Origin of the sequence: Crateriforma conspicua (assembly GCF_007752935.1) — a bacterium.
Classification (GTDB): Bacteria; Planctomycetota; Planctomycetia; order Pirellulales; family Pirellulaceae; genus Crateriforma; species Crateriforma conspicua.
In genome coordinates this window covers 1,972,976-1,997,237 of sequence record NZ_CP036319.1, presented here as the reverse complement: position 1 = coordinate 1,997,237, position 24,262 = coordinate 1,972,976, and the positions used below count along the sequence as shown (strand labels likewise).

The following is a 24,262-nucleotide window of genomic DNA, read 5'->3' as shown; positions in this document are numbered from 1 at the left end:
ATCAAGTTTCGTGCGCACGGTGCGGCCCGCTATTCACAGGCAGCTGTCTTTTGATGCACCGGCAAACGCATCGTCACTTTCGTCCCCAGATCCACTTGGCTTTCGATGGTGATCGACCCCATATGTTTTTCGAAGATCCCGTAGGCGATCGACAGCCCCAACCCGGTCCCTTCGCCGACCTGTTTGGTCGTAAAGAAGGGTTCAAAGATGTGTTCAATGTCTGAGGGTGGAATGCCGACACCTTCGTCTTCGACGACGACGCTGATGGTTGTGTCGTCGGCGGTGGCCGATAATCGAACGGTCCCGCCGGTCGGCATCGCTTGGCTGGCGTTCAATACCACCCCAGCGATCGCTTGGCCCACTTCGCCCGCGTTACACACGGTGGACGGCAATTCGGCCAATTCGCACTGGACATCGCACCCATCGGGTAATTGGCTTGAGATCAACTGCAACGTATTCACCACAATATCTTTCACATTGTTGACCACGTGCCCGCAGCGATCCACGTGTGAAAAATCCTTCAAGCCTTGGACAATGCCTTTGATCCGAGTGACGCCGTCACGAGTCTCTTTAACCAATTCTTTGGTATCGTCGATTACGAATTCCATGTCTTGGGTCTGAGCTTCCAATTGCATTCCCTTGATGACATCGTTGCCCGCGTTGCTTTGCTTGATCAACGTCGCGCACAACGATTCATACAGTTGTAACGTGGACTCGATGACTTCGATGTAATCATTCAACGTGGTCAGGTTGGCATCGACAAAAAACAGTGGGCTGTTGATTTCATGTGCGACTCCCGACGCCAACAGCCCCACTGACGCCATCTTTGCAGAGTGCACCAACTGTGCTTGCTGTTCGGCCAAGTGCTCATTCGCTTCCTTCAGCTTCGCGTTGACTTCGATCAACGAATCCATCGCCTGGGAATAGGATGCAGCCAAGTCCAGTCGCATCAAATCCAAGCAGAAGTGGCACTCGATGGGGCCATGTTCCGTTTTCAAAACGCATCGCCCGGTGCGGAATTTGGGATAACGAATGCACCCAAAATAGATTCGCGGCGACGTGATGGTCAGCTTGGTGTAGGTCTGCTGCAATGTCACGATGCTTTCACCCACGATGGTGTTCAGCGTCTCCGACATCGCATCACACAGGTCTTCTCGGATGGCATCGCGATTGTCGTCGCTAATCTGTTCGCAGATACCGATCACGTTTGCCGCGGTTTGTTCGTCCATGGCCAACAAGTATTCGCCGTAAACGCTGCCGGTGTAGTAGATCGAGACGATGAACGTCTTGTCGGTGTTCACCGAATCGGTTTCGGTCACCGATCGAATGGTCGGTTGGCTGATCCCGAACATCTCGCCAAGCGTACGTGCAGCAACGCCGGCAAACAGTTCGGTGTGTGTGTTGACGATTTCCATTTTCAGCAGGCCTTCTCTACAGCTTTTTCCAGTGTGGAGCACAGGCGAGACAGATCCGCCGGACTGTTGGGGCGAATCGGCTTCTGCAAAAACTCGAACGCCCCCGCGTACATGCATTGTTCAATCACCGCAGCGTCGCGGATCGCGGAGAGCATCACGACACGGGCCTCGGCATCGATTTCCAAAATCTTCTGCAGGCATTCGACGCCGTCCATGTTCGGCATGGTGACATCCAACAGGGTCACGTCGGGTCGTTGTTGTTTGAACTGATCCAGGCCTTCGAATCCATCGTGGCCAACGCCGACGACTTCGAAGCCCATTTCTTGAAGCGAAGTCTTCATGGCACGCGCCATAAACTTGCTATCGTCAACGACAAGGGTGCGAATCATAGTTCTGGTTTCGGTGCAAGTGAGTGGTGGTTCGGTTTTGGCTGAAAGGTGGTCAATGGTTGCGATCGAGTCATCCGTCAGGTCGACACAGCATGGTCGGCCAAGCTGTGGTGTGATTCATTGTTCTCATTTGCCGCTTCGCGCGATTCCAAGCCTTCGCGAATTGCAATGGCCAGTTCCACATCACGAATCGGTTTGGTCAGGAACCGGAAAACGCCGCCACGATTGATTGCGTCCTGGGCGACGTGCACGTTTGCATGCCCGGTCAACATCAAACGAATCGTCTTGGGATGATGCTGACGAATCCAAGCCAGCAGTTCTAAGCCGCATATGTGGTCCAGACGCTGGTCCACCACGGCGACATCAAAAACGCGATGTTTGAACAACTTCATCGCTTGGTCTGCCGAATTGGCGACATGCAAGAAGTACGGTTGGTCCCGCAGACTGCGTCGCAGCCCCCGCAACAGATTCATGTCATCGTCGACGAATAGTAGGTTGGTCATTGAACAACTCTTTGGGTCATTGCTTCGTTGGTCCTGAGAACAGTCGGTCAACCGATTCCCACCGCTTCGGTTTCCGGTTGGCGATCGGGAACGGGAGCAAGGGTTCGCACCAAGATCGGTTCTTGCACACCGTTGCCCGATCGACAGAGGGCCTTCAGCTTTTGAATCAGTGAATCGTGGACTTCGTGTCCCTTGGCGACCAAGATTCGGCCGGCGTGGTCCAGCAAGTGTTCCTCCAGAACCATCCCTTCGGTCAATTGCGAAACCAAGACTTCGACTTGTCGATAGGTGGCTTCGACGACTTCGGCTACGAGTGCCAGGATCTTGGGGTCATAGGCCGGTGAGCCTTCCATTTCACGTAGCGCGACCAAGGGTGATCGATCATGCCGATACCGCTGAAAGTCACCGACGACCTTCAGAATTTGCGATGCCGCCGGCACCTGTGGTGATGGCGGGTCGTTCAATCGGGAAATCAACGCGGCGACGTTTTCAAGTCTTGGAATGGACGCAACCAATTCGCTGCCCAATGCTGGGGTTTCATCCACCAGTGCCAGCAGTTTTCCATCCAGCGGCTCGGCCCGCAGATATCGTTTTGCGATCTCTGCAGGCAAAGAAACGTAGCCCAGACGCATCAGCATCGCGGCCATTTCCAGCTCCCACAGCGGTTGCACGTTCATCTGCTTACCGACTTCGCGTGCCAACGTTCGCGCTTCCTGGGTCAGACCAAACGCTTCGGGCATGGCCAACGAAAGCACTTGAGTCAGCACTCGAATGCTTCCAGAGACGGTCTTGCTTAGCAGGTCGGCTTCGGCGGTCACCAAACGATACTGTTCCAAAGCCGCGTCCAGCGTTTTGGCCAAAACTTCCGGCGGACATGGCTTGCCCAGGAATCGAAAAATGCATCCTTCGTTCACCGCATCGACGGCCGTCTTTTGATCTGCATTGCCGGTCAACATCACGCGAACAGTGTGTTCGTGCATTTCGCGGACACGGGCGAGCAGTTCGACGCCGCTGATTTCCGGCATCTGCATGTCTGAAACCACCACGGCGAAGGGACCTTCGTTCCGAATTGTCGCCAAGGCTTCATGCGGCCCGACGGCCAGCGAAAGCTCATAATGCTTTCGAAGGTTGCGTTTGAAGCCTTGCAGGACATTGGGGTCATCGTCGACCAACAGCACTCTTTTGTTCACGGCATCGCCTCCGCAAGCATTTGGTTGCACCAATGTTCGGCGCGAAGTTTTAGCTGCAGCGATTCCAGATACTCAAAATCCATGTCGTTATTCTGCGGCGGACTCGACTCGGGACACTTTCCCAGCGTTTCGCAACACGACACATCCAGACCGATCAGGTTGTTGGCGACATGGACCGCGGTCAGCGGGCAAAATCGGCCGCCCGGTGCCGATCCCGGCTGATGATGAAACGCGACCGCTTCGACGACCGGGTTGGGCAGCCCCCAGAGGCCGAGCAAATGCCCACCGATGGCAGCATGGGTCGTTTGGAAAATCTCCAACTCTGCTTGCCAAAGTGGTTGCTGTCGTGCATCGGCCAAACGGATGGCGTCGGCAAAAGCTTCGGTGTGATGAACCGCCAAGATCAGCTTGCCGATATCGTGCAGCATCCCGGCGCCAAACGTATCGTCGATTACCCCAGGATCATCCGTTTCACATTCCGCGACCCGACGTGCGGCCACTCCCACCGCCAGACCATGCTGAATTTCATGATCCAAGCAGAATCCATCCACATCCAGCGATTCATACTGCAGAAAAACGCTTGCCGAAAGAGCCAGCGGTCGCATGATATTTAGCCCCAATAACGATGCTGCATGCTTTGGGGCAGTGACTCGACTGGGCAAGCCAAAGAATGATGAATTGACAAGCTGAAGCACTTTGGCACTCATGGCCAGGTCGCTTTCGATCATCTCCGCCACGCGATCGATGGATGCGTGATCCGATTCCAGTTCATTGACCAGATCGCGATAGATCTCTGGCAAGCTTGGCAAGGCGGTGATCTTTGAAATGATTTCCTGCAACGCTGTGTCTTGCAGTTGGGCACGCAGATTGACGGCTCGTTCAATCGTGTAAATCAGCCGATCCGCATCACAGGGTTTCGATAGGAATTGATGGGCCGGGCCGATAACACGAAAGATCTTCTCTTGTTCCGACTGGCCACTTAACACCAAGCGGATCGTATTCGGGTATCGGTCGGCGACGTGAGTCAATAATTCGGCACCATCCATACCCGGCATACGCATGTCCGAAACAATCACATCGATCGGCATTTGTCGCATGACGTCCAACGCGGCTTCGCCGCCGCCGGCAAAGTGCATGTCCCAGACGTTTCGTTGGCATCGCAGCATCCGCCGCAACCCTGAAAGCACGTTGGGTTCATCATCGACAAACAACACCTGACGCTTAGGTCCCATCGATTCTGTCATTTTGTTTCACCTGTATCGCCCGTTATCAACTTGTGACCCAACTGTTTCCATTCGTCGAGAACGGTTTTCCTTCCACGACGCTTACCAAGAGAATGTTTTGCTTGCCCGCTTTGGCATGGATCACCCCACACATGCCTTCTCCATCGACTCGGCTGGCTGGATGCCTTGTTCCGTTGTGTTGCCCAAGGGCAGCCGAATGACGAAAGTCGTCCCTATCCCAACCTTGCTTTCCACATCAATCGTCCCACCATGTTTTTCAACGATCACGCTGTGTGCGATCGCCAGGCCCTGACCGGTACCCTTGCCGGCGGCTTTGGTGGTGAAGAACGGCTTGAATATCTTTTCCACGTTTGCCGCATCGATTCCCGTCCCCGTGTCAGACACACGAATCTCCGCTGCGGTCCCGCATCGGTGAGTGCTAATTTCAATACGGCCCTTTTCGGATCCCGTGTCCCCTTGACGATCAGCGATCGCGTGGGCCGCATTGACGATTAGATTCAATAGGACTTGGTTCAGTTCGCCGGGCAAACAGGGAACGGCGGGCAATTCGGAATCAAACGCGGTCTCCAGGTTCGCCACATACTTCCACTCGTTCCGTGCCACCATTGCGGTGTTTTCGATGCACTTGGAAAGATCGGTGGGCACCATCTCCGATACCCCAGGGTGTGCAAATTCTTTCATCGCGCGCACGATGTTGGCCACGCGTTCGACCCCTTCCAGTGTTTGTCGGATGGCCGCCGGCACTTCATCGATCAGGTATTCAAAGTCGGCCTGTATCATGGCGTCGTGGATGACCGTCTTGATTGCAGCAACGTCACGACTGGGCTGTTCATCGCTGACGATATCGCTGCACTTGGTCAGCACATCCATCAGGTCTTCGCAAGCGTCACGCACGAAACGTGTGTTGTCGCCGACATATTGAATGGGTGTGTTGATCTCGTGCGCGATGCCAGCCGCTAATTCGCCCACGGCCTCCATTTTCTGTGCTTGAACGACACGGTCTTCCAAATCGGACACGTACCGAATGCGTTCGACCAGTGCGTTCAAATGCTCGATACCACAATGTTTCGATAAACATTCCGATACGCCCAACGCAAACGCTGCCTCGTTTTGTCGCTTGCTTCCATCGGTCAGTGCGATGGTGTGATGGCATACGTCGTGAATGGATCGCAGAAACTCGCTTGGCTCCGAGCACCAGTCGAAGGGGAACGGGACCATGACCGCAGACATAAGATTGCAATCCAAAACATCACGAACCTCCGATTCATCGGCGGCTTCATGCAGTTCCAGTTCGTGGGATCCCAGCCGACTGGTCCATGCTGCTCGGATACTCCGTCTCGGATCAACAATCAATAGGCGCATGGCAACAAGGACATCACTTCAAATAGCATCGGATATAGACTGATCTACAGTGTTGAAACATCGGAATGACAAAGTCGTCATCATCTTGGGACGCGTTGATCACCGTTGGGCATGAAGCAGACACACACCAATCTGTTCAGGAAACGGTCGTCAACTTCACCATTGATTTCCGTGCGGACTTGGTCTCGCACCCCGTCTCATACGTCTGGTTGGGATCGCCCGCCATGCACCAAGACTTGATTGCCGGACGACGGTGTTGGCGAAGTCGGATTCACCGCCGTTCTTGGCTGACTGTGATGATGGAGGGCCTTTTATTCGCGAGGTATTGGGACTGAGGGTCGTCCCAAAGCCTGGGCAGAACCAAGCGTACGTTTGGTCAATCGCGACGCTGAAATCGAGCAGCATGTCGTCGATCGCCGCGGTCGCGGATAGAGATGGTGAGAACTTCATTCGCGTCACTCGGATGTGGATGACGATTCGTTCCCCCGTAAGCGACCGATGATTTCATCCGTCGCCGTGTGCACTTTAAACCTGTGACAGATTCCTACACAAAGCTGCCTATATTGGAGCGAATTGTCGCACTGAACCTTGGTGGCAGGCCGGTTGTATCGATCAATTTTGAGTCCGACCAAAAGGGCCGATCACCGTGATCAACGCACGCTCAAAACGCAACATCGCCGCAAGAAGCGATGCGTTTTCTGAGCCATCGTTTATGATGCCGACCTTCGAAGAGAGACCAGCGCAATCTTCAGCGAAGTCCGTGCGTTCGGATATAGCCACTGTTTATCTATTGGTAACCCGAAGCGTCAGCGAGGGGCCGAAGTTATTCATTCATCAAGAATCCCTCGCTGACGCGTCGGGTTACCGTCTTCATTGGCCTTCGTGTTGAATTGATAAACAGTGCCTAGCCGATCCTTGTCACTTTGCCTCGGCCCGAACGGAATCCAATTCTTGTCGCACGTCATCCAAGATCCTGGACCAATCCATGTAATGCGTTCTTGAGAACAGTTGCGGACGATACTGGCTGGTGGCGACGTCGGCATAACGAGTCCATTGCTGCACCGCATTTTCGAAATGCTGCACCGCGCGATCGTGGTGAACGGTTCGTGTTCGATCGGCACGATAAACCGCCAATTCCGCGGCACCACGAATCTTGGCGGCGTAGTATTTGCCCAACCACGCCATCGCCTCCAAATCGCTCAGCGTCGACCGCAACTCCGGACTCGATGCAGTCGTGTTACTTCGAAGCGTCTTCACACCGGCCAGCGTTTGAGCCGCATCGGCGTCCAGCGTGTCGGCAACATCCATCGGCGTGATCCCATCGAACGATTCGTCCTGGATGATCTTCTGGGCGTACTGCTGGACCGACAGTATCCCTGAACCCTGCAGCGGCGGATGTGCGAAGAAGGATCGATCAACCGTCAGAAATCCCTCTTTTGCAATGCAACCTTCCGGCGAAAACTGGAGATCATTCACACGGAAGAAGAATCGATTGACCAAGGGAATGATCTGAGAAGCGGATTGCCAGGTTTCGTACAGGCGTTTCGCATCGGTGTCAGGAAAGCGTTCGGCCAATCGTTTTTCAAAATAGTCTCGCGTGAGGGTCAGGTCATAGCTCAACCGACCGAACATCATGAACCGATACCAGTGTTTGTCGACCTCCATTTGGCCGGTCAGTTCATCATTCTTACTGACGAATTCCTTGCCCTGCACAAAGCCGTCGGGGCCCATGAAATAGCCAGCTTCGGATCGCAGCACGTCACGAGGAATGTTGGCCCAGAATTCGCGAACGTAGTCGGGATCACCCCAACGAAAGATGAACAAATCATCGTTGCGAACGTTCAGCCAACACGGAATTTCGAACTTTTCCAGACCGTCACGATACTCGATGTCCAGATACGGGGACGTGGTCGTGGAATGAACGCGTGCGCGAGCGTATTTGTGGTCGGTATGGAAGGCACCGACGTCATAGTCTGCGAACACATCCATGATGTTGTCGGCGTTTGACATCAGGCTGCGGAAGATGAATGTGATCCGGCGATCGGGGTGGTCGCGGCAGTAGTCTTTGATGCCCAGTGCGTAGGTTTTCCACAACCATTCTTCACGAGCCCCGCCTTGGGGAAGATCAAAGTGTTCGCCGGCAGCAACACCGATCCCGTCAATCTGCGGATACGTTTCCAACATCCGGCGGACGCAGTATCGCATGTACTGGACGGTTGCGTCGTTTTTGCCACTGTCAGTGATTCCGTATTTGCCTTCCGCGCCGAAGGTATAAATGTTCCAGTGGTACAAATGGATGGTGATCCCGTGTGCCTGGGCATAGTCGAAGACGCGTGTCCAGAACGCGATTTTTTCGTCCAACGTGATTTTCTTGACCACTTTGGTGTTGGCGGGATCGAAAACATCCAAGCGATCCCAATGGCGATCGCCATGTTCATCGACCGGCTTGGCCAGTACACGTACGTCGTCGTAGTTTGCATCCGGGTACTCCGGCAATCGGACCATTCCGGGATAGGGATGCGTGACCCACAGGGTCAGCGTGTCGTACCGATTGCGAATCATCTGATCGATGAACGACTTCCAAAAATCCCATTCCCACATGACCGGGATGTTTTGGTGGGCTGACGTACCGGTGTCATCGTAGCTGGGGGCTCGGGCGTCCAGCGGGATGTTGAACTTCAAGCCACGATGGGGCACATACGGCTTACGTGCCTTTTCCCGTATACCTTGCAAGCTGTTGCCCAACGCAATGTCTTCGGCCAATTCCAATGCGCCGTACATTGCCCCCACGGAATCGCCGTGAAAGATGCGAATTCCACGCGTTCCTTCCTTTTGAATCCGGAACGATTGGGGGCCCATCCCAGGTTCATACTGTGAGAACGCGATATGGAAATCGGCTTGTTCAGAGACGACTTCATTGCCGGTGGACTTCAGCGCTGCTGTCAAATCACCGACGCCGAAGACCTGCATCGGATCGTTCGCATCGTACTGAATGGAAACGCGGTCACCCCAGGCATCGGAAAGAACACCGGCGCAAAGAACCCACGCGAAAACGCACCACCAGTTCGAACGAAACATCACAATTGACCGGGACAGCGAGAATGAGACCCCAGTGCCGGCAAGCCAAGGCTCGCATGGCACGCGGGATCCATGATAGCGACGGTCGTTAGGATGCCTGTGCCAAGAACGGCTTGATCCGCGTCGCTAGGTCAATCTGTCAACTTTCGCGGCCGCATCGCGATTCAGCGTGATGCCGCCAAGACTTCGCTTAGGATCGCGTCCATCGTTTGGACGACCGCCGCCGATTTATCAACATTCAACGCGTCGTGGTGCGGTTGGCCAAATCGCCGCGAATCGTTGTCGTAGTAGCGTCCGGAGGCTTTGTCGAACTCATTTGAGGTTGCCGCACGCACCAGGATATCCGAACCAATCGAAAGATCCTTGCCGTCGATTCCAAACGCACGCTTGACCATCTTGCTGGCCAATAGCGAACCGGGATTCACCGAAACCATCATCGGCCCGTCATTGCCCAGCGATGCCGCCATCTGATTGGTCCACATGATCAGTGCCAGCTTGCTTTGGGCGTACGCGTCACCATCGGACAACGTTCCGGTGCCAGACAAAGCACTCAAGTTGACCGGCGCTTGCGCAGCAGACGAAACGTTGACGATGCGTCCGTCGCTGCCCAACGCTGGGATCAAACGTTTGGCAAGAATGTACGGTGCGATTGTGTTCACCGCGAAACGCACATCCAACCCGTCGTCGGTTCGAGGTTCATTGACGGCGAAGACGCCGGCGTTGTTGATCAACACGTCGATGCTGGGATGATCCGAAACAACATCACCGGCCAGTCGTTCCGCCTGGGACAGGTGCGAAAGATCGGCAAGGTAGCCCTGCACCGACTCGTCATTCGATGTCTGCTGAATGTCGGCCTGGGCCTGACGAAGCTTGGCTTCGGACCTGCCATGCAGCAGGACGCGATGTCCGAGCTGTGCAAGTCGTTTCGCAGTGTTCAAACCGATGCCATCGGTCGCACCAGTGATCAAAATCGTTTTTCGCATCGTTAACTCAAATGGGGCGATGTCATTGGTCCGCGGCCCTTACCCCTGTCGGGAGCGTTTGGCTTGGCCGGACGATTGCGGCCATCGGTGGATCGTCCGAGCAATCAATCGCTTCGCCGACGCTGGGACATAGTGCCCAGATGTGCGCACTTCAAGAGTTCCAGTGTCAGGCGACGGCCAGCGTGAAAACGGAGCAACCGGTCGGATAAGATGGATACCCGATCGAAATTTGCACCGACTGCGTCGACACATCAATTGCGAACGTCGTACCAATAGTCAGCCCGACACTGTGCTTATGGCTGTTTCCCGCCGATTGACCGCCGCCGAGCGTTTCATCAGTGACCAGATTTCGGCGACCAGATTCGGTCGGCTCCCGCCCCTGATCGTGTGCCTCCCCACAGACGCCGCTCCCCTGCTGCCCGCCATGAAGAAACACCGTCCCGATGTCATCTTGTTCCTAGCGATGATGCTGATTGGCATCATTCCGTTCGCTGGTCGACCCGCGATCGCGGCCGATGATCGTCCGCCGAACGTTGTGGTCATTTTCATCGACGACATGGGGTTCGCAGACCCGAGTTGTTTTGGCAACCCGGCGATGAAAACGCCCAACATCGATCGGTTAGCCGCCGAGGGAATCCGGCTGACCAATTTCTATGTCAATTCGCCCATCTGTTCCGCGTCAAGGGTCGCGCTGACGACGGGCCGGTATCAGCAGCAGTATCGCATCCATTCGTTCCTGGCAACTCGCAAATCGAACCGCCAACGGAAGATGCCCGACTGGCTCGACCCGGATGCTCCGACGCTGGCCAAGCTATTGCGACAAGCGGGATATCGCACCGCGCATTTTGGCAAATGGCACATGGGCGGCGGACGCGATGTCGGCGACGCGCCACTGCCTCAGGCATATGGTTTTGACGAATCGCTGGTTTCTTTCGAAGGCTTGGGCGACCGCATCCTTTGGCAGAAGACGGGCAACCAGAAACTCAGTTGGACGCACGGTCGAGGCAAAATCTTGGATTTGCCCAAGCACCGGACAACCGAGACCTATGTGGATCACGCGATTGAATTTTTGAAAGCCAACCAAGAACGGCCGTTCTATCTGCGCGTCTTTCCGAATGATGTTCACGACACGCATTCACCATCGGAACGGCAAGCGAGTAAGTGGCAGGGAAGTTCTGACAATCCGCCGGACGAAGCATTCTTTGCCGTCCTTGACGAAATGGATCGCCAGATCGGTCGTCTTCTGGACACACTGGATACGCTCAAGCTTTCAAAAAACACGCTGGTCCTTCTGACCAGCGACAACGGCCCGACTGATTGGCCGCGATACTACGAGGCCGGTCACCAACCGCCCGGTTTTACCGGACCGTTTTTTGGTCGCAAATGGAGCCTGTACGAAGGCGGCATCCGGATGCCCTTCATCGCACGATTGCCGGGCCGAATTCCGGCCGACCGTTTGAACGATTCAACGATCATGGCCGCGATCGACGTCTTACCGACCGTCGCGGCGATTTGTGGTGTTACCGATCAGATCACGCAATCCGACGGCATTGATCTATCCGACGCGTTGCTTGGTCAAAAAGTTCAGCGGGACCAACCCGTGTTCTGGGAATATGGCGTTCACGGCAGCATCCAGCCCGGCAAGGCGGAACACCAAAGCCCATCACTGGCCATGCGTGATGGTCGATGGAAGTTACTGTGCAATCCCGATAGTTCCCGCGTGCAATTGTTTGACTTGACCGCTGACCCTGGTGAGACGAAAAACCTGGCTGATGAACAACCGGCGACCGTCCACGCGATGAAGCAACAACTGTTGGGTTGGTGGCAAAAGATGGACGCCCACTATGTTCAAAAACCGAAGGCGGCGTCGACGCGTTCAGCGGTCGGTAAAACGCGTGATGCTGTCTCCGTACAGCATGAGTCGACGTCGCAAGGTCGATCTGCGGCATCCCCGAACATCGTTCACATCATCGCCGATGACCTTGGCTGGAACGATGTGGGCTTTCACGGCAGCGATATCAAAACTCCTGCGTTGGATCAGTTGGCCGAACAGTCCGTGGTCCTGGACCGCTTTTATGTCACGCCCATTTGTTCGCCCACGCGGGCCGGTGTCATGACCGGCCGCTACCCGTTTCGTTTTGGAATTTGGGGTGGCGTATGCAATCCCAATGCACGGCACGGTTTACCACCCCAGGAAGTCACCACGGCGGAAGTCTTATCGAATGCCGGTTATCCACACCGCGCGATGTTCGGCAAGTGGCATTTGGGATTGGCGTCCGATCTGTTTCATCCGCTGAAGCATGGATTCAATCATTTCTATGGTCACTACAACGGCGCGATCGACTACTTCAGCCACAAGCGGCACGGGCAACTGGACTGGCACCGCGGGTACGACGCATCGGAGGATGAAGGTTATTCGACGGACTTGATCGGCCGCGAAGCATCAAAGTACATCCGTGACCACGCCGCAGGCGATCCTTTCTATATGGTGGTCGCGTTCAACGCACCGCATTCCCCCATTCAAGCCAAGCGAAAGGTGCTGGATCAATACGGTTTCGATCCCCAGGGTGATCTGGCACCGAACACGGATCGTCGGTTGGCGAAGCGTGAAAAGGCACCGAATTACGGTAAGGCCGGCCGCGGCAATACGGTTCGCCAAACGTTCGCAGCCATGGTGACGTCGATGGACGAAAACATTCGACAGATCTTAGATGAGATCGACAAACAGGGAATCGCCGAGAACACGATCGTCGTTTTTCACAGTGACAACGGCGGCACGCCCACCCACGGTGGCGACAACTCACCGCTTCGCGGCAACAAGTTTGACACCTGGGAAGGCGGCGTGCGGGTTGTCGCCATGATCCGCTGGCCACAGCAACTGCCCGCCGGTCAACGGTTCACGTCCGTGGCCAGTTACGTGGATCTATTGCCCACCATTGCAGCGGCCGCCGGGACAACGCCGCCGCAGGGATGCGACGGAAAAAACCTATTGCCGTACTTGAGTGGCAGCCAAACACCGCCGGAACGATCGATCATCTTGGGTGCCCATGCGGTCGTGTCCGACCATTGGAAACGGGTGGACGATCAGTATTTCCGCATCGCGGATGACCCGACCGAATCCGAGCCGGTCAAAGACGTCCCCGCCGATGTTGCCGGCCGGCTAAGCGATGCACTGTCTGGATTCGAAACAATCCAAGGCTCAGCTTTTGAAACGCAACTTGCCAAACCCGACGTGTGGCCACCGGTGGATTGGAAACTGCCATCGGAACCGGATCGCTTGCACTGATCGACAGACGCCAATCAAAACACCTTCACGGTCCGCCGCGCGTTTCCCAATCGACCTGTGAGTCAAACGGGCTGGTCAAGGAACCGGCTGTTGACACTCGGATCAAACGATCATTCAGAACTGGAACAAGTCCGTGCGGCGATCGGAAAACACCGGAATGCGCGCTCGCACATCATCGATCTGATCCGTGTCGATCACCGTCGTCACCACCTCTTCCTGATCGCCGGCTTGAATCGGTATTTCGCCCCAGGGATCAATGACACATGAATGGCCACCAAAAACCGTGGGACCGATTTGTCCGACACAATTGCATGCGATCACAAACATTTGGTTTTCGATTGCTCGGGCACGCAACAGTGTTTTCCAATGCTCCACACGCACCTTCGGCCACTGTGCGGGAATCAACACCATGATCGCACCGTCGGTCGCGTACGAAGAAAACAGTTCGGGGAAACGCAGGTCATAGCAGATCGCCATTCCCGCCTTTCCCCATGGACTGTCAATCAAGACCGGTCGGTCACCTGGCTTTAGGAACTGGTCTTCGTGCATCAGGCGAAACAGATGAAGCTTGTTGTATTGCCCCAACGCTCGTCCGCCGGGTGCCGTCCAAACACTGGTGTTGGCGTACTGATTCGAGACGTCTTTCGATAGACAGGACCCGACGATGTGAATCGCATGCTCGTCGGACAATCGTTGCACTTCGGCAAAGACACCGTGACCCACCGCATCGGCAAGTTCGCCGGCACGCTTCAGCACGTAACCGGTCGACCAAAGTTCCGGCAGGACCAACACATCGGCGCCTGCGTCGGAGGCGTGCCGTGCCATCTGGCTCGCTTTGGCAATGTTGGCATCGGGATCACCGGGAACGATGTCCATTTGTCCCAAACTGATGGTCAACTTCATCAAGATTCCTTCGCCGGTCCGATCGCTTGAGTGGCTGTCTGGATTAGGCGGCAACCAACGGCATCGCAATCGGAATTTTTTGAGGGGCTGAACGCGTGAAACCGAGTGATCCGGTCGTTTTACGGATGGAAATCGGGGACTTTCGTGACCGGTTCTTCACCGCGAATCACACGAGCCGCTTCGCCGACCAAACGCAGATAGTGATCACTGGGCAAGCCTTCATAAGTTAGGAAAGGCACGTGATCATCAACAGGCGGGTCGTTGGTGCATTTGAAAATTGCGGTCCCTTCGTCCACTTCGTCAAACATCGCGACGTACAACATGTTTGCACCGGCCTGCTTCGCCGCCATGACTTGCGACCAAAGAAACTTGCCTTTCTGGCGCGGGATCGCGCCCAATTCCGCTTGGCCTTCCTTCAAGTTGTGCCAGCTGAATCCAGGGAAAATGACCGGCAGATAATCCTGGCCCAGCTCGTCACAACGTTGCTGATCGGCGGCCCAAAACTCATCGGCGTGGCGACGCACCTGGTCAATGTCTCGGTATCGACCGGGCGTCCAGGGGCTGATGACATCGGCCATCTGCAAGATCTCTTGGACGATGGGATCATCGATGCAATCACGTGTTTGCTGTCGCCATCCCGTGGGAACGCCCAGCATGACGCTGCAGCCGCGAGATTTGATCTGGGCGATCATATCCCGGCATCCTTCCAACGAGTACGACCCTTCTTGATGGCGGTCTTTGAATCCAACGCCCCAGATCGCCACCAAAGGCTTGCCGTGATGTTGCAGATAAGCGGGGCTTTGGACCACGGCAAAGGCGGAATCCAAACGATCCCAGTCATCGGCAATCATTCCGAGCTGTCCTTCGCGCAGGCCGGACAGGTCGTACATCACGACAAAGGCGCGGCCATGGTTTTCCGCCGCCTGTCGACAGTGATTCAGGATTCTGTCACGGTTGGCACGACTGGCAACGGATCGCAGCGACGTTGCAAACCGCTGAACGAACGCGCCGTCGATGCCATAGTCCTTCATCCAGCGGAAATGCCGGTCGACGGTTGTTTGATTCGCACTGCTGAAAACCTTGGCGATGCTGCCATCGGCATTTCGAAATCCGGTTTCGAACAACTCGTCATCGCCATATTCCGACACATCCGGCCACAGGTCAATCGTCACGCTTTCCGGTCCGAACATCCGGCGACTGGATCGCCCCCAGTGTCGCCATCCCAATTCCGATCCGTCGCCGGGACAGTTGAACCAGCCCTGGTAACCACACATCACCTTGCCGTCCAACGTCGTGCAATCGACCGAACCAGGGCTGGGTGAATCCGCTTGCGAAACGGCAGATAGCCCAACGACCAAACACAGCCAAACGAGGGGCAGTACCCGGTTGCGTTGATTGGAAAGGATGCGTTGATTGGAAAGGATGCGTTGTTGCATGGTTGATCAAGGCGGGGCGGGACCGCGTCGTCTGAGACAGCTTGAAGGAAACAAGCGACGACGAAACGCGATTGGTTCGGCGGGGCAGGGGACCCAACGGGTCGGAGGCCGACACATCATGGCACCGATCCGCCGGTCCGTCAAAACCATCGCCGAACATCGCACCATGCACAGACATCCGCCATGTCGGTGGCCACGGGACCAGTGACACCGAGCAAAAACGGAAAACCAAATCAGCCACGGTGCAGTGGTAGGATGATATTTTCCGCCACTTGTTCCGCGTTGACCATGTTGGAGATTACGGCGCTAAGTTTTGGGTTTCGCAACGCCCAAAGGTACGCCTTTTGAGGGATCGACCAATCGCCATCAACCGCCTCGTTCAACCGCTTGCGGCCTTCCCTATTGCCGTTGGCCGACTGGGGGCTGCGATACACCGGTCGCGCGACTTTCATTGCGATCACCCCGACGCCGGCATCGTGGGCCGCATCGATGGCCTGGTTCATGAACGATTCGTTGACAACGTTGTAGGCCACCATGGCAACCGAATAGATCCCAGATTTTGTTGCAGCGTCCAACACGCCGGCGGGATCATTGTGGGACGACACGCCCAAGAAGCGAACCTTTCCGTCGACTTTCAATTCGTTGAATGCATCGAAGATTTCGGGATACCTTGTCAGTTCAACCGGACTGCTTGCGCCGTGCGGGCACATCAACACGTCCAAATGATCGGTCCCCAAGCGTTGCAGGCTGCCTTCGACCGAATCAATGATGATCTGACGATAGTTTTTGACACGATCGATTCGGTCGCCATAGGTCGCTTCCATCACGTCCGACAGTGCAGCCGCATTCAATTCGCGAGTCTGGCCGCCAAAGTAACCGCCCAGATAATCCGGTTCGGCCGCACCACGTTGTGCAATCAAGTCATCCGCCGCGCCACGCAATCGCGATTGTTCGTCACCGGACAAACCGTTGTAAATCTTTTCAAAACGCTCGTTACGGTTCAGATCCCAAACGCTGACCTTGGATGTCAGAAAGAAATGATCTCGTGGCCGCTGCTTGATCACCTTAGCAAACCCCAATTCACTGGCGCCTTTGCCGTAGGCGGGCGAAGTGTCCAGGTAGTTCAACCCCATGTCCATCGCTTCGAACACATGTTGGTAATTGTCCGGCGTGATTTCATTGCCCCCCATCACGATCTCGGAAACCATCATCCCGGTTCGCCCCAGCATCCGGTAACGCATCGCTTCATTGCGGTTTCGCCACTGGACCTGAGGGGCCGCCGTCGCGGAATTTTGCGATGCGGGATCGTCGCCCGCTGCCGACTGGCCGTTTTCCGCCAATCCGGCTGCCACAGCGGTACCGATGGAACCTTTCAAGAAACGACGACGAGAATTTGGCGACGCCATGCGAACACTCCGCGGGAATCCGTGACCGGACGAAACAAGATGGCGTCCAGTTTACCCGGGAACCCCGACGCCCGGCTTGGGCCAGCGAGCATTTCCCACGCACAATGCCCAACAAGACAAGCGTGATTTGTCACGCAAATTTGGCACACGGATTTGATACTGCGGGTCGACCGGTCTATTGCTTCAAAGCGTCGTAGACCGCATCAAAGGCGGGTTTGGGCTGAAGATCGCGGTCAAATAGCAGCGGGTGATTCACACGTCGCCAGGGAAACGTGTTCAGCCAGCTTTCACCATCGTGCAGATTCCAAAACGAAACCCTGGCGATGATGTCGCTGTATTCATTGAACAGTTCAAACAATTGGACGTATTGGCGGATCTGTTGGTCACGAATGTCATCCGGCATCCCATCGGGATAGGGATCATAGGCGGACAATTCATCACGAAACTTTCCATCCTCGGACCACCAGCGGCCGCGTTTGACGACGTCGATATCCAGCTCCGATACAACGACCTGTAGCCCCAGCCGACGAAGCTCCTGAAAAGTGTCGCGCAATTGGTCGATGGATTCGTCACCAAGTTCAAAGTGGCCTTGCATGCCATACGCGTCGACCGGCGCGCCCGCAGCTTTCAGCTTCGTCAGGAACTCGATCAGCTTCTTTCGCTTGTCTGGTTTATGGCCGTTGTAGTCGTTGTAGATCAACAAGGCATCGGGATCATTTGCGTGAGCCACTTGAAAGGCTTTCACGATGAAGTCCATCCCGGTAGCACGTGAATACACCGAATCACGCAACAGGCCTTCGTCACCATCGCCGATCGCTTCATTGACAACATCCCACATTGTCACGGCATCGGCGTATCGCTGCACCACCGTTTCGATGTGGGTTTCAATTCGCTGCAGTAACTTGTCTCGGCCGACGTCGCTGTCACCGTCTTTCATCATCCAAGGGTCCGTGCGGTCATCCTTGGCCCAAACCAGACAATGCCCAACGACCTCCAAGCCATGTTCTGTCGCGAAGTCCACAAACTTGTCCGTCGCGTCAAAGTTCCATTCGTCTTCGGCCGGATGAATGCCCTGAGGTTTCATACAGTTTTCCGGCGTCAGAATTTGAAAGTGTTTCTGGATCAGTTCGGCGTTGGCTGGGTCTTCGATCACGCGATGGCTGACGCCCACACCGATCTTATAGCGGTCGCCGACCGCGGCTTTCAGCGATCGCTCGCCGCCATCGCGGTGATCCAACGATTCGGAAACCGTTTCTGCATTGCCGTCGGATTCGTCGCGTTGAACTGTGACCGCCATCACGATGGGAGCGGTGGAATCATCACCCTTGACCAGCTCGATCGTATTGATCATTGCGGAACGGCTTGGCACGACCTTCAGATAGCGAATTTGCTGATCACCCAACGCAAAAGCGAACTCACTTTTGGGCACATCCACGCGGCGGATGTAATCCGCGAAGTGCAAGCCGTTGATCAATTCATGATCTTCGGATGATCCATCGGCATAGTGCAGACGAACGATCATCGATACCGATTGTTCTTGCTCAAACGGATAGCTCCATCCACCCACGCCACTTAACAGATGGATCGCCGAGGCGGACGTTCCACAAGGCAGCGACACGGACGCCGGCATGCGTGGCGGCAAGGTTCCGCGTGGCCCACGCAGCAAAATCAGATTCTTTTGGCTTTGCCCCATCGGATCAGTCAGGACGAAAGGCACCCCATCGAACGTCTTGGGATCCCAATTGTCGAACACCATTCGATCCGGGCCACGATCGCTTTGTGAAAACAGTCCTCGTGTGCTGATCGCCGTCGCCACATCGTCCAAAGGAATGGGAACAAACGGCCCCTGGTCGGTCAAAAACTGCAACAGGTCGGCCAATTCGTCGTCGCTAATCTGTTTTTCGAATCCCTCGGGCATCACGCTTTTTCGCGACGCGATCAGTTCTTCGATGTCTTCCCGCGCCAACCGAATCTCTTTCGCTTGAGCGTCGATGATCGTGATTGACGTGCGGGATTCACCCGCCAACATTCCACTGAACACTTGGCCGTCGACGGTCAACACGTTGTACAGGCGGTAGTTGCCTTCCACGTTGCGCGATGGATCAATGATATGCGTCAACAATTCCGACTTCGGATGCGCAGCCATGCCCGTCAGATTGGGGCCGACCTTTTGCCCAAGATCACCGTATTGATGACAGGCGCTGCACACTTTTTTGAACACCTCTTTGCCCGCTTTCACATTGCCGGTCCGAGTGGTGACATGCATCAGCGACTGCAGCACCTTTTCGCGGTCCGCATCGGGAAGCCCGCCGCCCATGGCAAGCTTGGCTTCGGCACGCCGGCGGATGCGCCGATCAGGAAAGGACCGCAGTTGTTGCTTTTGTTCCAACGTCAATTCGTTGATGTCAAACTGGTCGGCCTCGGCGGCATCCAGCAAGGCACGAGTCCAACTGGGCTTGCCGATCATGACACTGATCGCGGCCGATTTGACTTGCGGCGTCAACGTGGACAACGCATCGATAATCAGCTCCGCGGCTTCTTCGGAACGACTGCGTGAAACGGCGTTTAAGAAGCCGGCCGCCAATGCCGGATCGGTCTGCGGCGTGATTTCCTGAACAATACTGTCGACCACATCGGGATCATCGGGCCGGAAAGCGATCCAGTCCTGTGCCGCACGAACCCGCCGTTGCGGATCGACGTCGGGGTCGGACACCGTGTCCCGCAATCCGGCCAAGATCGATTCGGCTTCATCGTCCAGCGTGTCCAAACCTGCTGCCGCCGCCAATCGCAATAGTTGAACCTTGCCCGCCGATCGGGACGCACGAAACGCGTCGCGAAGCTTGGCAACAAGCGTATCGGTTGCCGAAACACGATGGTCCTTGGGCCAACCCGCCAACAAGCCGTCGACCATTGCACCGGCGATGTTCGGTTCCGCGCTGGACAGCGCTTCCAACAATCGCTGCAGCGTGGCGCTGTCGGGTCGCCCACGGGCGACATGCTCCGTAACTCGTTGCGTGACCGGCGACACCACCACCAAGCTTTCGCGGCCCAAACGAGTCTGGGCAATTTGTCGAAGAAACGAGGGGGCATGTGTGGCCGCTGCGGACGTCAATGCGTCCAGCATGATCGGATCGGTCTGACCGACGCACAGTTCCGCCACCAAACGCCCCGCGTCCTCGGCTTCCGGCAAGTCCGACAACGTCAACACCGCCTGCAGTCGGACTTGGGCATCCACGTCGTCGAACACTTCACGGTGCCGAAGCAACAACCGGCTGCCGGCTTGTGTTTTTGGGATGACCGCCAATGCGTTTCGACGCACGCCGGCCGAAGGATGACTCAGGGCGTCTTCCAAACCATCGATGAATTTCGAATCGGTGATCTCCGCCTGTGGCCCCGATGCTTGCAGCATTGCGGCGAGCGTGTGCAACGCGTGAATGGCACCGACGTTCAGTCCGATCGTGTCGACTTCTCGGTTCGACACCAGGTCCATCAGTCCGTTCACTACTTCGGCGTCCTGGCCGAGTCCTCGTTCGACCAATAATCGCTGAGCATGCAAACGCCAGCGCATCGACGGATGCGAAAGGCTGTTGACCAAATCCTGGTTCGAGCCTTGAGAAAGATCTTCGATTGCATGCAAGCGTTGGTCGTCATCGGGAACGACACGATAGATCCGACCGTGCGTTTTGTCGCGAAGATCGCTTTCGTAGGCACGACCTTGCCCTGTTTCAAACCCGTTGGGCGTCGGATTGTGTTGCACAATGTAGTTGTACCAATCGATCACCCAAACCGCGCCGTCGGGCCCCACTTCCGCCATGATCGGAGCCGACCATTCGTCATCGCTTGCCAACAGATTCACGGGGCTGGTCGATTGGAAGTTAGCGCCGTCGGGACGCAGCACGAATGTCCCCACCAAATGACCGGTGGGACCGCAAACAAATGCCGTGCGGTTCCACCATTGACGCGGAAATGCACGAGCGGTGTACAAGGCATGCCCGGCGCCGGCGGTGTACCCACCGTGATGATCGACTTGGCGAACGTTGTCGGTGATCGGGTCAAATTCGTGCGTGTCGGCGATCGAATGCAATGTCGATGGCGACCACCCGCGTACGCGTTCGTAGTAGCGATTGGCAATCGGCATGAACATGCTGGGGTTATGATTGGCGGTCGATCCAAAGATCAAACCGTCTTCGCCAATCCCCAGCCCCCAAGTGTTGTTGTCGCTGGACCGCACAAATTCCAAGTCCGTCACCACCGGTGGGTCACTTTGTGACAGCTTGAATCGCCAGAAACCCTGACGAAACGATTGTGATTGCTTGCCGTCATAGGTCGGCGTGCTGTTGTTGTAGCCCTGCATGGCCCAGATCCAGTTGTCCAAGCCGTAACGAAAGTTGCTGACGCCGCCGTGCGTATCGCCCAAAGCCCAGCCTTCGATCAAAGTCGACCGTTGGTCGGCCACGTCATCGCCATCGGTGTCCTTCAAATAAATCGTTTCGGTTCCGTTTTGAACGACGGCGCCACCCCGCACGATGACGATCGAGGTGGGAATACTAAGCCCGTCGGCAAACACGGTGAAACGGTCGGCGACATGGTCACCATCGGTGTCTTCACAGATGCGAATCCGGTCACGTCCCTGCCCCAGTTCATTGGGATAGTCGACCGTTTCGCAAACCCACAATCGCCCACGCTCGTCCCAAGTCATGGCGATCGGTTTGGACTGAAAATCACGCTCATCGGCATAGCGTTCTACCGCCAAACCGACCGGCGTGACGAAATGCTTGATGGACTCCTCTGGGTCCAGCGGCATCTGCATCAGTGTTTTGGGATCCCCCTGAGTTCCCCATCGCCGACTGGGGGTGTAGTTCGGAATTTTGGGACCGACATCGACGTACTGGAAATCAGCCGCATCGTCACCAACCGTGGTCATCGCCGGCACGTCAAAGGTTTCGACATCGCGAAAATCGGCCACGACCGACGGATCTTCGCCACAAGCCCAGCGAATGCCGCGTTCGACCAGGTTGTGAAAACCTGGCTGGGTGAACGTTCGACCGTCGTGTCCCCAGGCGGTGTAAAACACGCGTCCGCGCCCGTGCGTGCGAACCCATGTCCAGGGTTCGCGATCGTTGCCCTCGGCTTGCTCGTCCCCGACGCGATACTCCAAGACGGTTCGATTCGCCGTGTTGTAGCGGTGATGAACGTAGGTTTCATCCCAACTGGAAAAACCTTCGAATCCATTCATCACCGGATGCTCCGGTGCAACGACCTGCGTTGAAACGATTCCGGTCCCGTGCCGCAAAAACTGTCCGCCCATCAAGGCAACGATTTCGGGGTTGTTTCGCCAACAGTAACTGGCACAGTGCAATGGAACGAAGCCCTTGCCGGCGGCGACGAAATCGAGCAGAGCAGCGGCCTGTTCGTCTTCGATTCGGTCGATGTTCGCGTACAAAACCACACCGTCGAACGTTTGCAACGTCGACGGGTTCAGGTCGCCCATACGCTGGGTGTAGCGTAGTTCAATGCCACGACGTTCCAGCACCGGCGCCAGTTCTTGGAAGCGTCGCGTAGGTTGGTGATGACCGGAATCACCGATGAACAACAACGTCAGGTCGGCCGCACCGACCGGTGTGAACGTCAGAAAAGCGGTCTGCAACCACCCGACGATCATCAATGCCCACAGCCTGTGGGAGATTGCCATAAACGAACAAGGGCTCATCAACGTTCTCAATATCGAAACCGATGTGAAATTCAAAAAACGACCACCTAGCGCACAGCGAGCGAACCGCAAAATGTTTCAGCCAGACCACCGCCAATGGGCCGCGATTATCCCAGCGTGAATTCCGGCAATCGAACCACCTGTCCGCCCTGCAGCGCCGACTGGTGTGCACAGATGCCGACACAAGTCCAGTTGGCACTGGTCACCGCGTTGGGCCGTGGGTCACGGTCCTCCAACAGCGATGAAACAAACTCGTGGACCAAATGCGGATGCGATCCGCCGTGTCCGCCGCCCTGAATGAACGACAAGTGTTCGGCGTCATGGATCTGTGCCGGTAACGTGAACCGACGAATCTGTTCGGGCAAACGGTCTGCAAAGTCGGGCACCTCCACCTTTTCAGGGATTTCGGGTTCCGGTTTCTTTGCGGTGTGAATGACGTGTGGTTCGTTTTCGACCAACGTCCATTCGAAGCTTTTTTTCGTGCCGTACACGTCAAAACTTTCGCGATACTGGCGGGCCACGTCGTACAGGAAACGCCAGATGTGCGCCGTCAGATCACTGTCTTTGATTTTGATGTGACAAGTTTCGACGGCAAACGAATTGCCAGACTTTTGGGCGATGTCATCGCGGACGGTTCCCGATCCGAAACAACTGACGTATTCCGCCAAACCGTCCACCAAACCCAAGCATGGGCTGACGACATGCGTCGCGTAATGCATGGGGATCATCTTTTCCCAGTAACTGGGCCAACCGTCCATGTCCTGGGGATGCGATGCGGCCAAGTGCTGGATCTTTCCCAATTCGCCTTTGCGGTACAGGTCTTGAATGAACAGAAATTCGCGGCTGTAGACCACCGTTTCGGCCATCATGTATTTCAAGCCGGTGTCGTGCACTTTTTGCACGATCTGTTCGCACTCTTCGATCGTGGTCGCCATCGGCACCGTGCACATCACGTGCTTGCCGGCGTCCAAGGCCTTAAGCGACATCCATGCGTGATCGGGGATGGGGCTGTTGATATGAACGAAGTCGATTTCGGGGTCGGCCAAAACATCGTCATAGTCGGTGTACCGCCGGTCGATGCCGAACTGGTCACCGGCCTGATTCAACTGGGTGGCATCGCGTCGGCAAATGGCGGCGACTTCGGCGTTCGGATGCGCCTGATAGATCGGAATGAACTCGGCTCCGAAACCGAGCCCCACCATCGCAACTTTCACTGACTTTCCCACCACACGGGCTCCCCAACATCAGAACACTTCGAACAGGACCTTAGCCATCGTATTGTGCGCCAATCGGCCCCCTTGACCATGACGTTTTGCGCAACAATCTTGAGATATTTCACGGCTCCGGAACTTTCGCC

The 24,262-nt window shown here is 55.9% G+C and carries 14 protein-coding genes; 1 reads left to right on the top strand and 13 read right to left on the bottom strand.

Going from position 1 to position 24,262, the window contains the following annotated elements:
* Positions 1-29 precede the first annotated feature (29 nt).
* From Mal65_RS07510 to Mal65_RS07475, 8 genes are all read right to left on the bottom strand, one after another.
* The gene (locus tag Mal65_RS07510) at positions 30-1,415 is read right to left on the bottom strand and encodes an ATP-binding protein (protein WP_165701130.1); all 1,386 of its coding nucleotides are present in this window, start codon (positions 1,413-1,415) and stop codon (positions 30-32) included.
* Positions 1,416-1,417: 2 nt separating this feature from the next.
* The gene (locus Mal65_RS07505) at positions 1,418-1,804 is read right to left on the bottom strand and encodes a response regulator (RefSeq protein ID WP_145295490.1); all 387 of its coding nucleotides are present in this window, start codon (positions 1,802-1,804) and stop codon (positions 1,418-1,420) included.
* A 77-nt stretch (positions 1,805-1,881) separates the two neighbouring features.
* A complete protein-coding gene (locus tag Mal65_RS07500; protein WP_145295487.1) occupies positions 1,882-2,307 on the bottom strand; it encodes a response regulator in 426 nt (141 codons plus the stop codon).
* Positions 2,308-2,354: 47 nt separating this feature from the next.
* On the bottom strand, positions 2,355-3,497 hold the full coding sequence (locus tag Mal65_RS07495; protein ID WP_165701128.1) for a response regulator: 1,143 nt from the start codon (positions 3,495-3,497) through the stop codon (positions 2,355-2,357).
* Positions 3,494-4,741, bottom strand: a complete 1,248-nt coding sequence (locus tag Mal65_RS07490) for a response regulator (protein ID WP_145295482.1) — start codon at positions 4,739-4,741, stop codon at positions 3,494-3,496. The genes Mal65_RS07495 and Mal65_RS07490 overlap by 4 nt, the downstream gene beginning before the upstream one ends.
* A gap of 120 nt (positions 4,742-4,861) precedes the next feature.
* Positions 4,862-6,103, bottom strand: a complete 1,242-nt coding sequence (locus tag Mal65_RS07485) for a hybrid sensor histidine kinase/response regulator (protein ID WP_145295479.1) — start codon at positions 6,101-6,103, stop codon at positions 4,862-4,864.
* 918 nt (positions 6,104-7,021) lie between these two features.
* Positions 7,022-9,181, bottom strand: coding sequence for a hypothetical protein (locus tag Mal65_RS07480; RefSeq protein ID WP_145295478.1), 2,160 nt, complete (start codon positions 9,179-9,181; stop codon positions 7,022-7,024).
* Between the two features lie 164 nt (positions 9,182-9,345).
* Positions 9,346-10,164, bottom strand: coding sequence for an SDR family NAD(P)-dependent oxidoreductase (locus tag Mal65_RS07475; RefSeq protein WP_145295475.1), 819 nt, complete (start codon positions 10,162-10,164; stop codon positions 9,346-9,348).
* Positions 10,165-10,588: 424 nt separating this feature from the next.
* Between Mal65_RS07475 and Mal65_RS07470 the strand changes: the two genes are divergently transcribed.
* Positions 10,589-13,450 carry a sulfatase-like hydrolase/transferase gene (locus Mal65_RS07470; protein WP_165701127.1) on the top strand — a complete coding sequence of 954 codons (2,862 nt, stop codon included), beginning with the start codon at positions 10,589-10,591 and terminating at the stop codon, positions 13,448-13,450.
* Between the two features lie 114 nt (positions 13,451-13,564).
* Here the strand turns inward: Mal65_RS07470 and Mal65_RS07465 are convergent, their stop codons facing one another.
* From Mal65_RS07465 to Mal65_RS07445, 5 genes are all read right to left on the bottom strand, one after another.
* Entirely contained in the window at positions 13,565-14,353 is a 789-nt protein-coding gene (locus Mal65_RS07465; protein ID WP_196784665.1) for a carbon-nitrogen family hydrolase, read from the bottom strand.
* 119 nt (positions 14,354-14,472) lie between these two features.
* Positions 14,473-15,789: a glycoside hydrolase family 99 protein gene (locus Mal65_RS07460; RefSeq protein WP_145295470.1), complete on the bottom strand. Its 1,317-nt coding sequence runs from the start codon at positions 15,787-15,789 to the stop codon at positions 14,473-14,475.
* A 233-nt stretch (positions 15,790-16,022) separates the two neighbouring features.
* Positions 16,023-17,195, bottom strand: a complete 1,173-nt coding sequence (locus tag Mal65_RS07455; protein ID WP_145304766.1) for an aldo/keto reductase — start codon at positions 17,193-17,195, stop codon at positions 16,023-16,025.
* Between the two features lie 175 nt (positions 17,196-17,370).
* Entirely contained in the window at positions 17,371-22,857 is a 5,487-nt protein-coding gene (locus tag Mal65_RS07450) for a PVC-type heme-binding CxxCH protein (RefSeq protein ID WP_449252305.1), read from the bottom strand.
* 155 nt (positions 22,858-23,012) lie between these two features.
* Positions 23,013-24,107 (bottom strand): Gfo/Idh/MocA family protein, encoded by a 1,095-nt coding sequence (locus Mal65_RS07445; protein WP_145304765.1) that lies wholly within the window; start codon positions 24,105-24,107, stop codon positions 23,013-23,015.
* Positions 24,108-24,262: the final 155 nt, after the last annotated feature.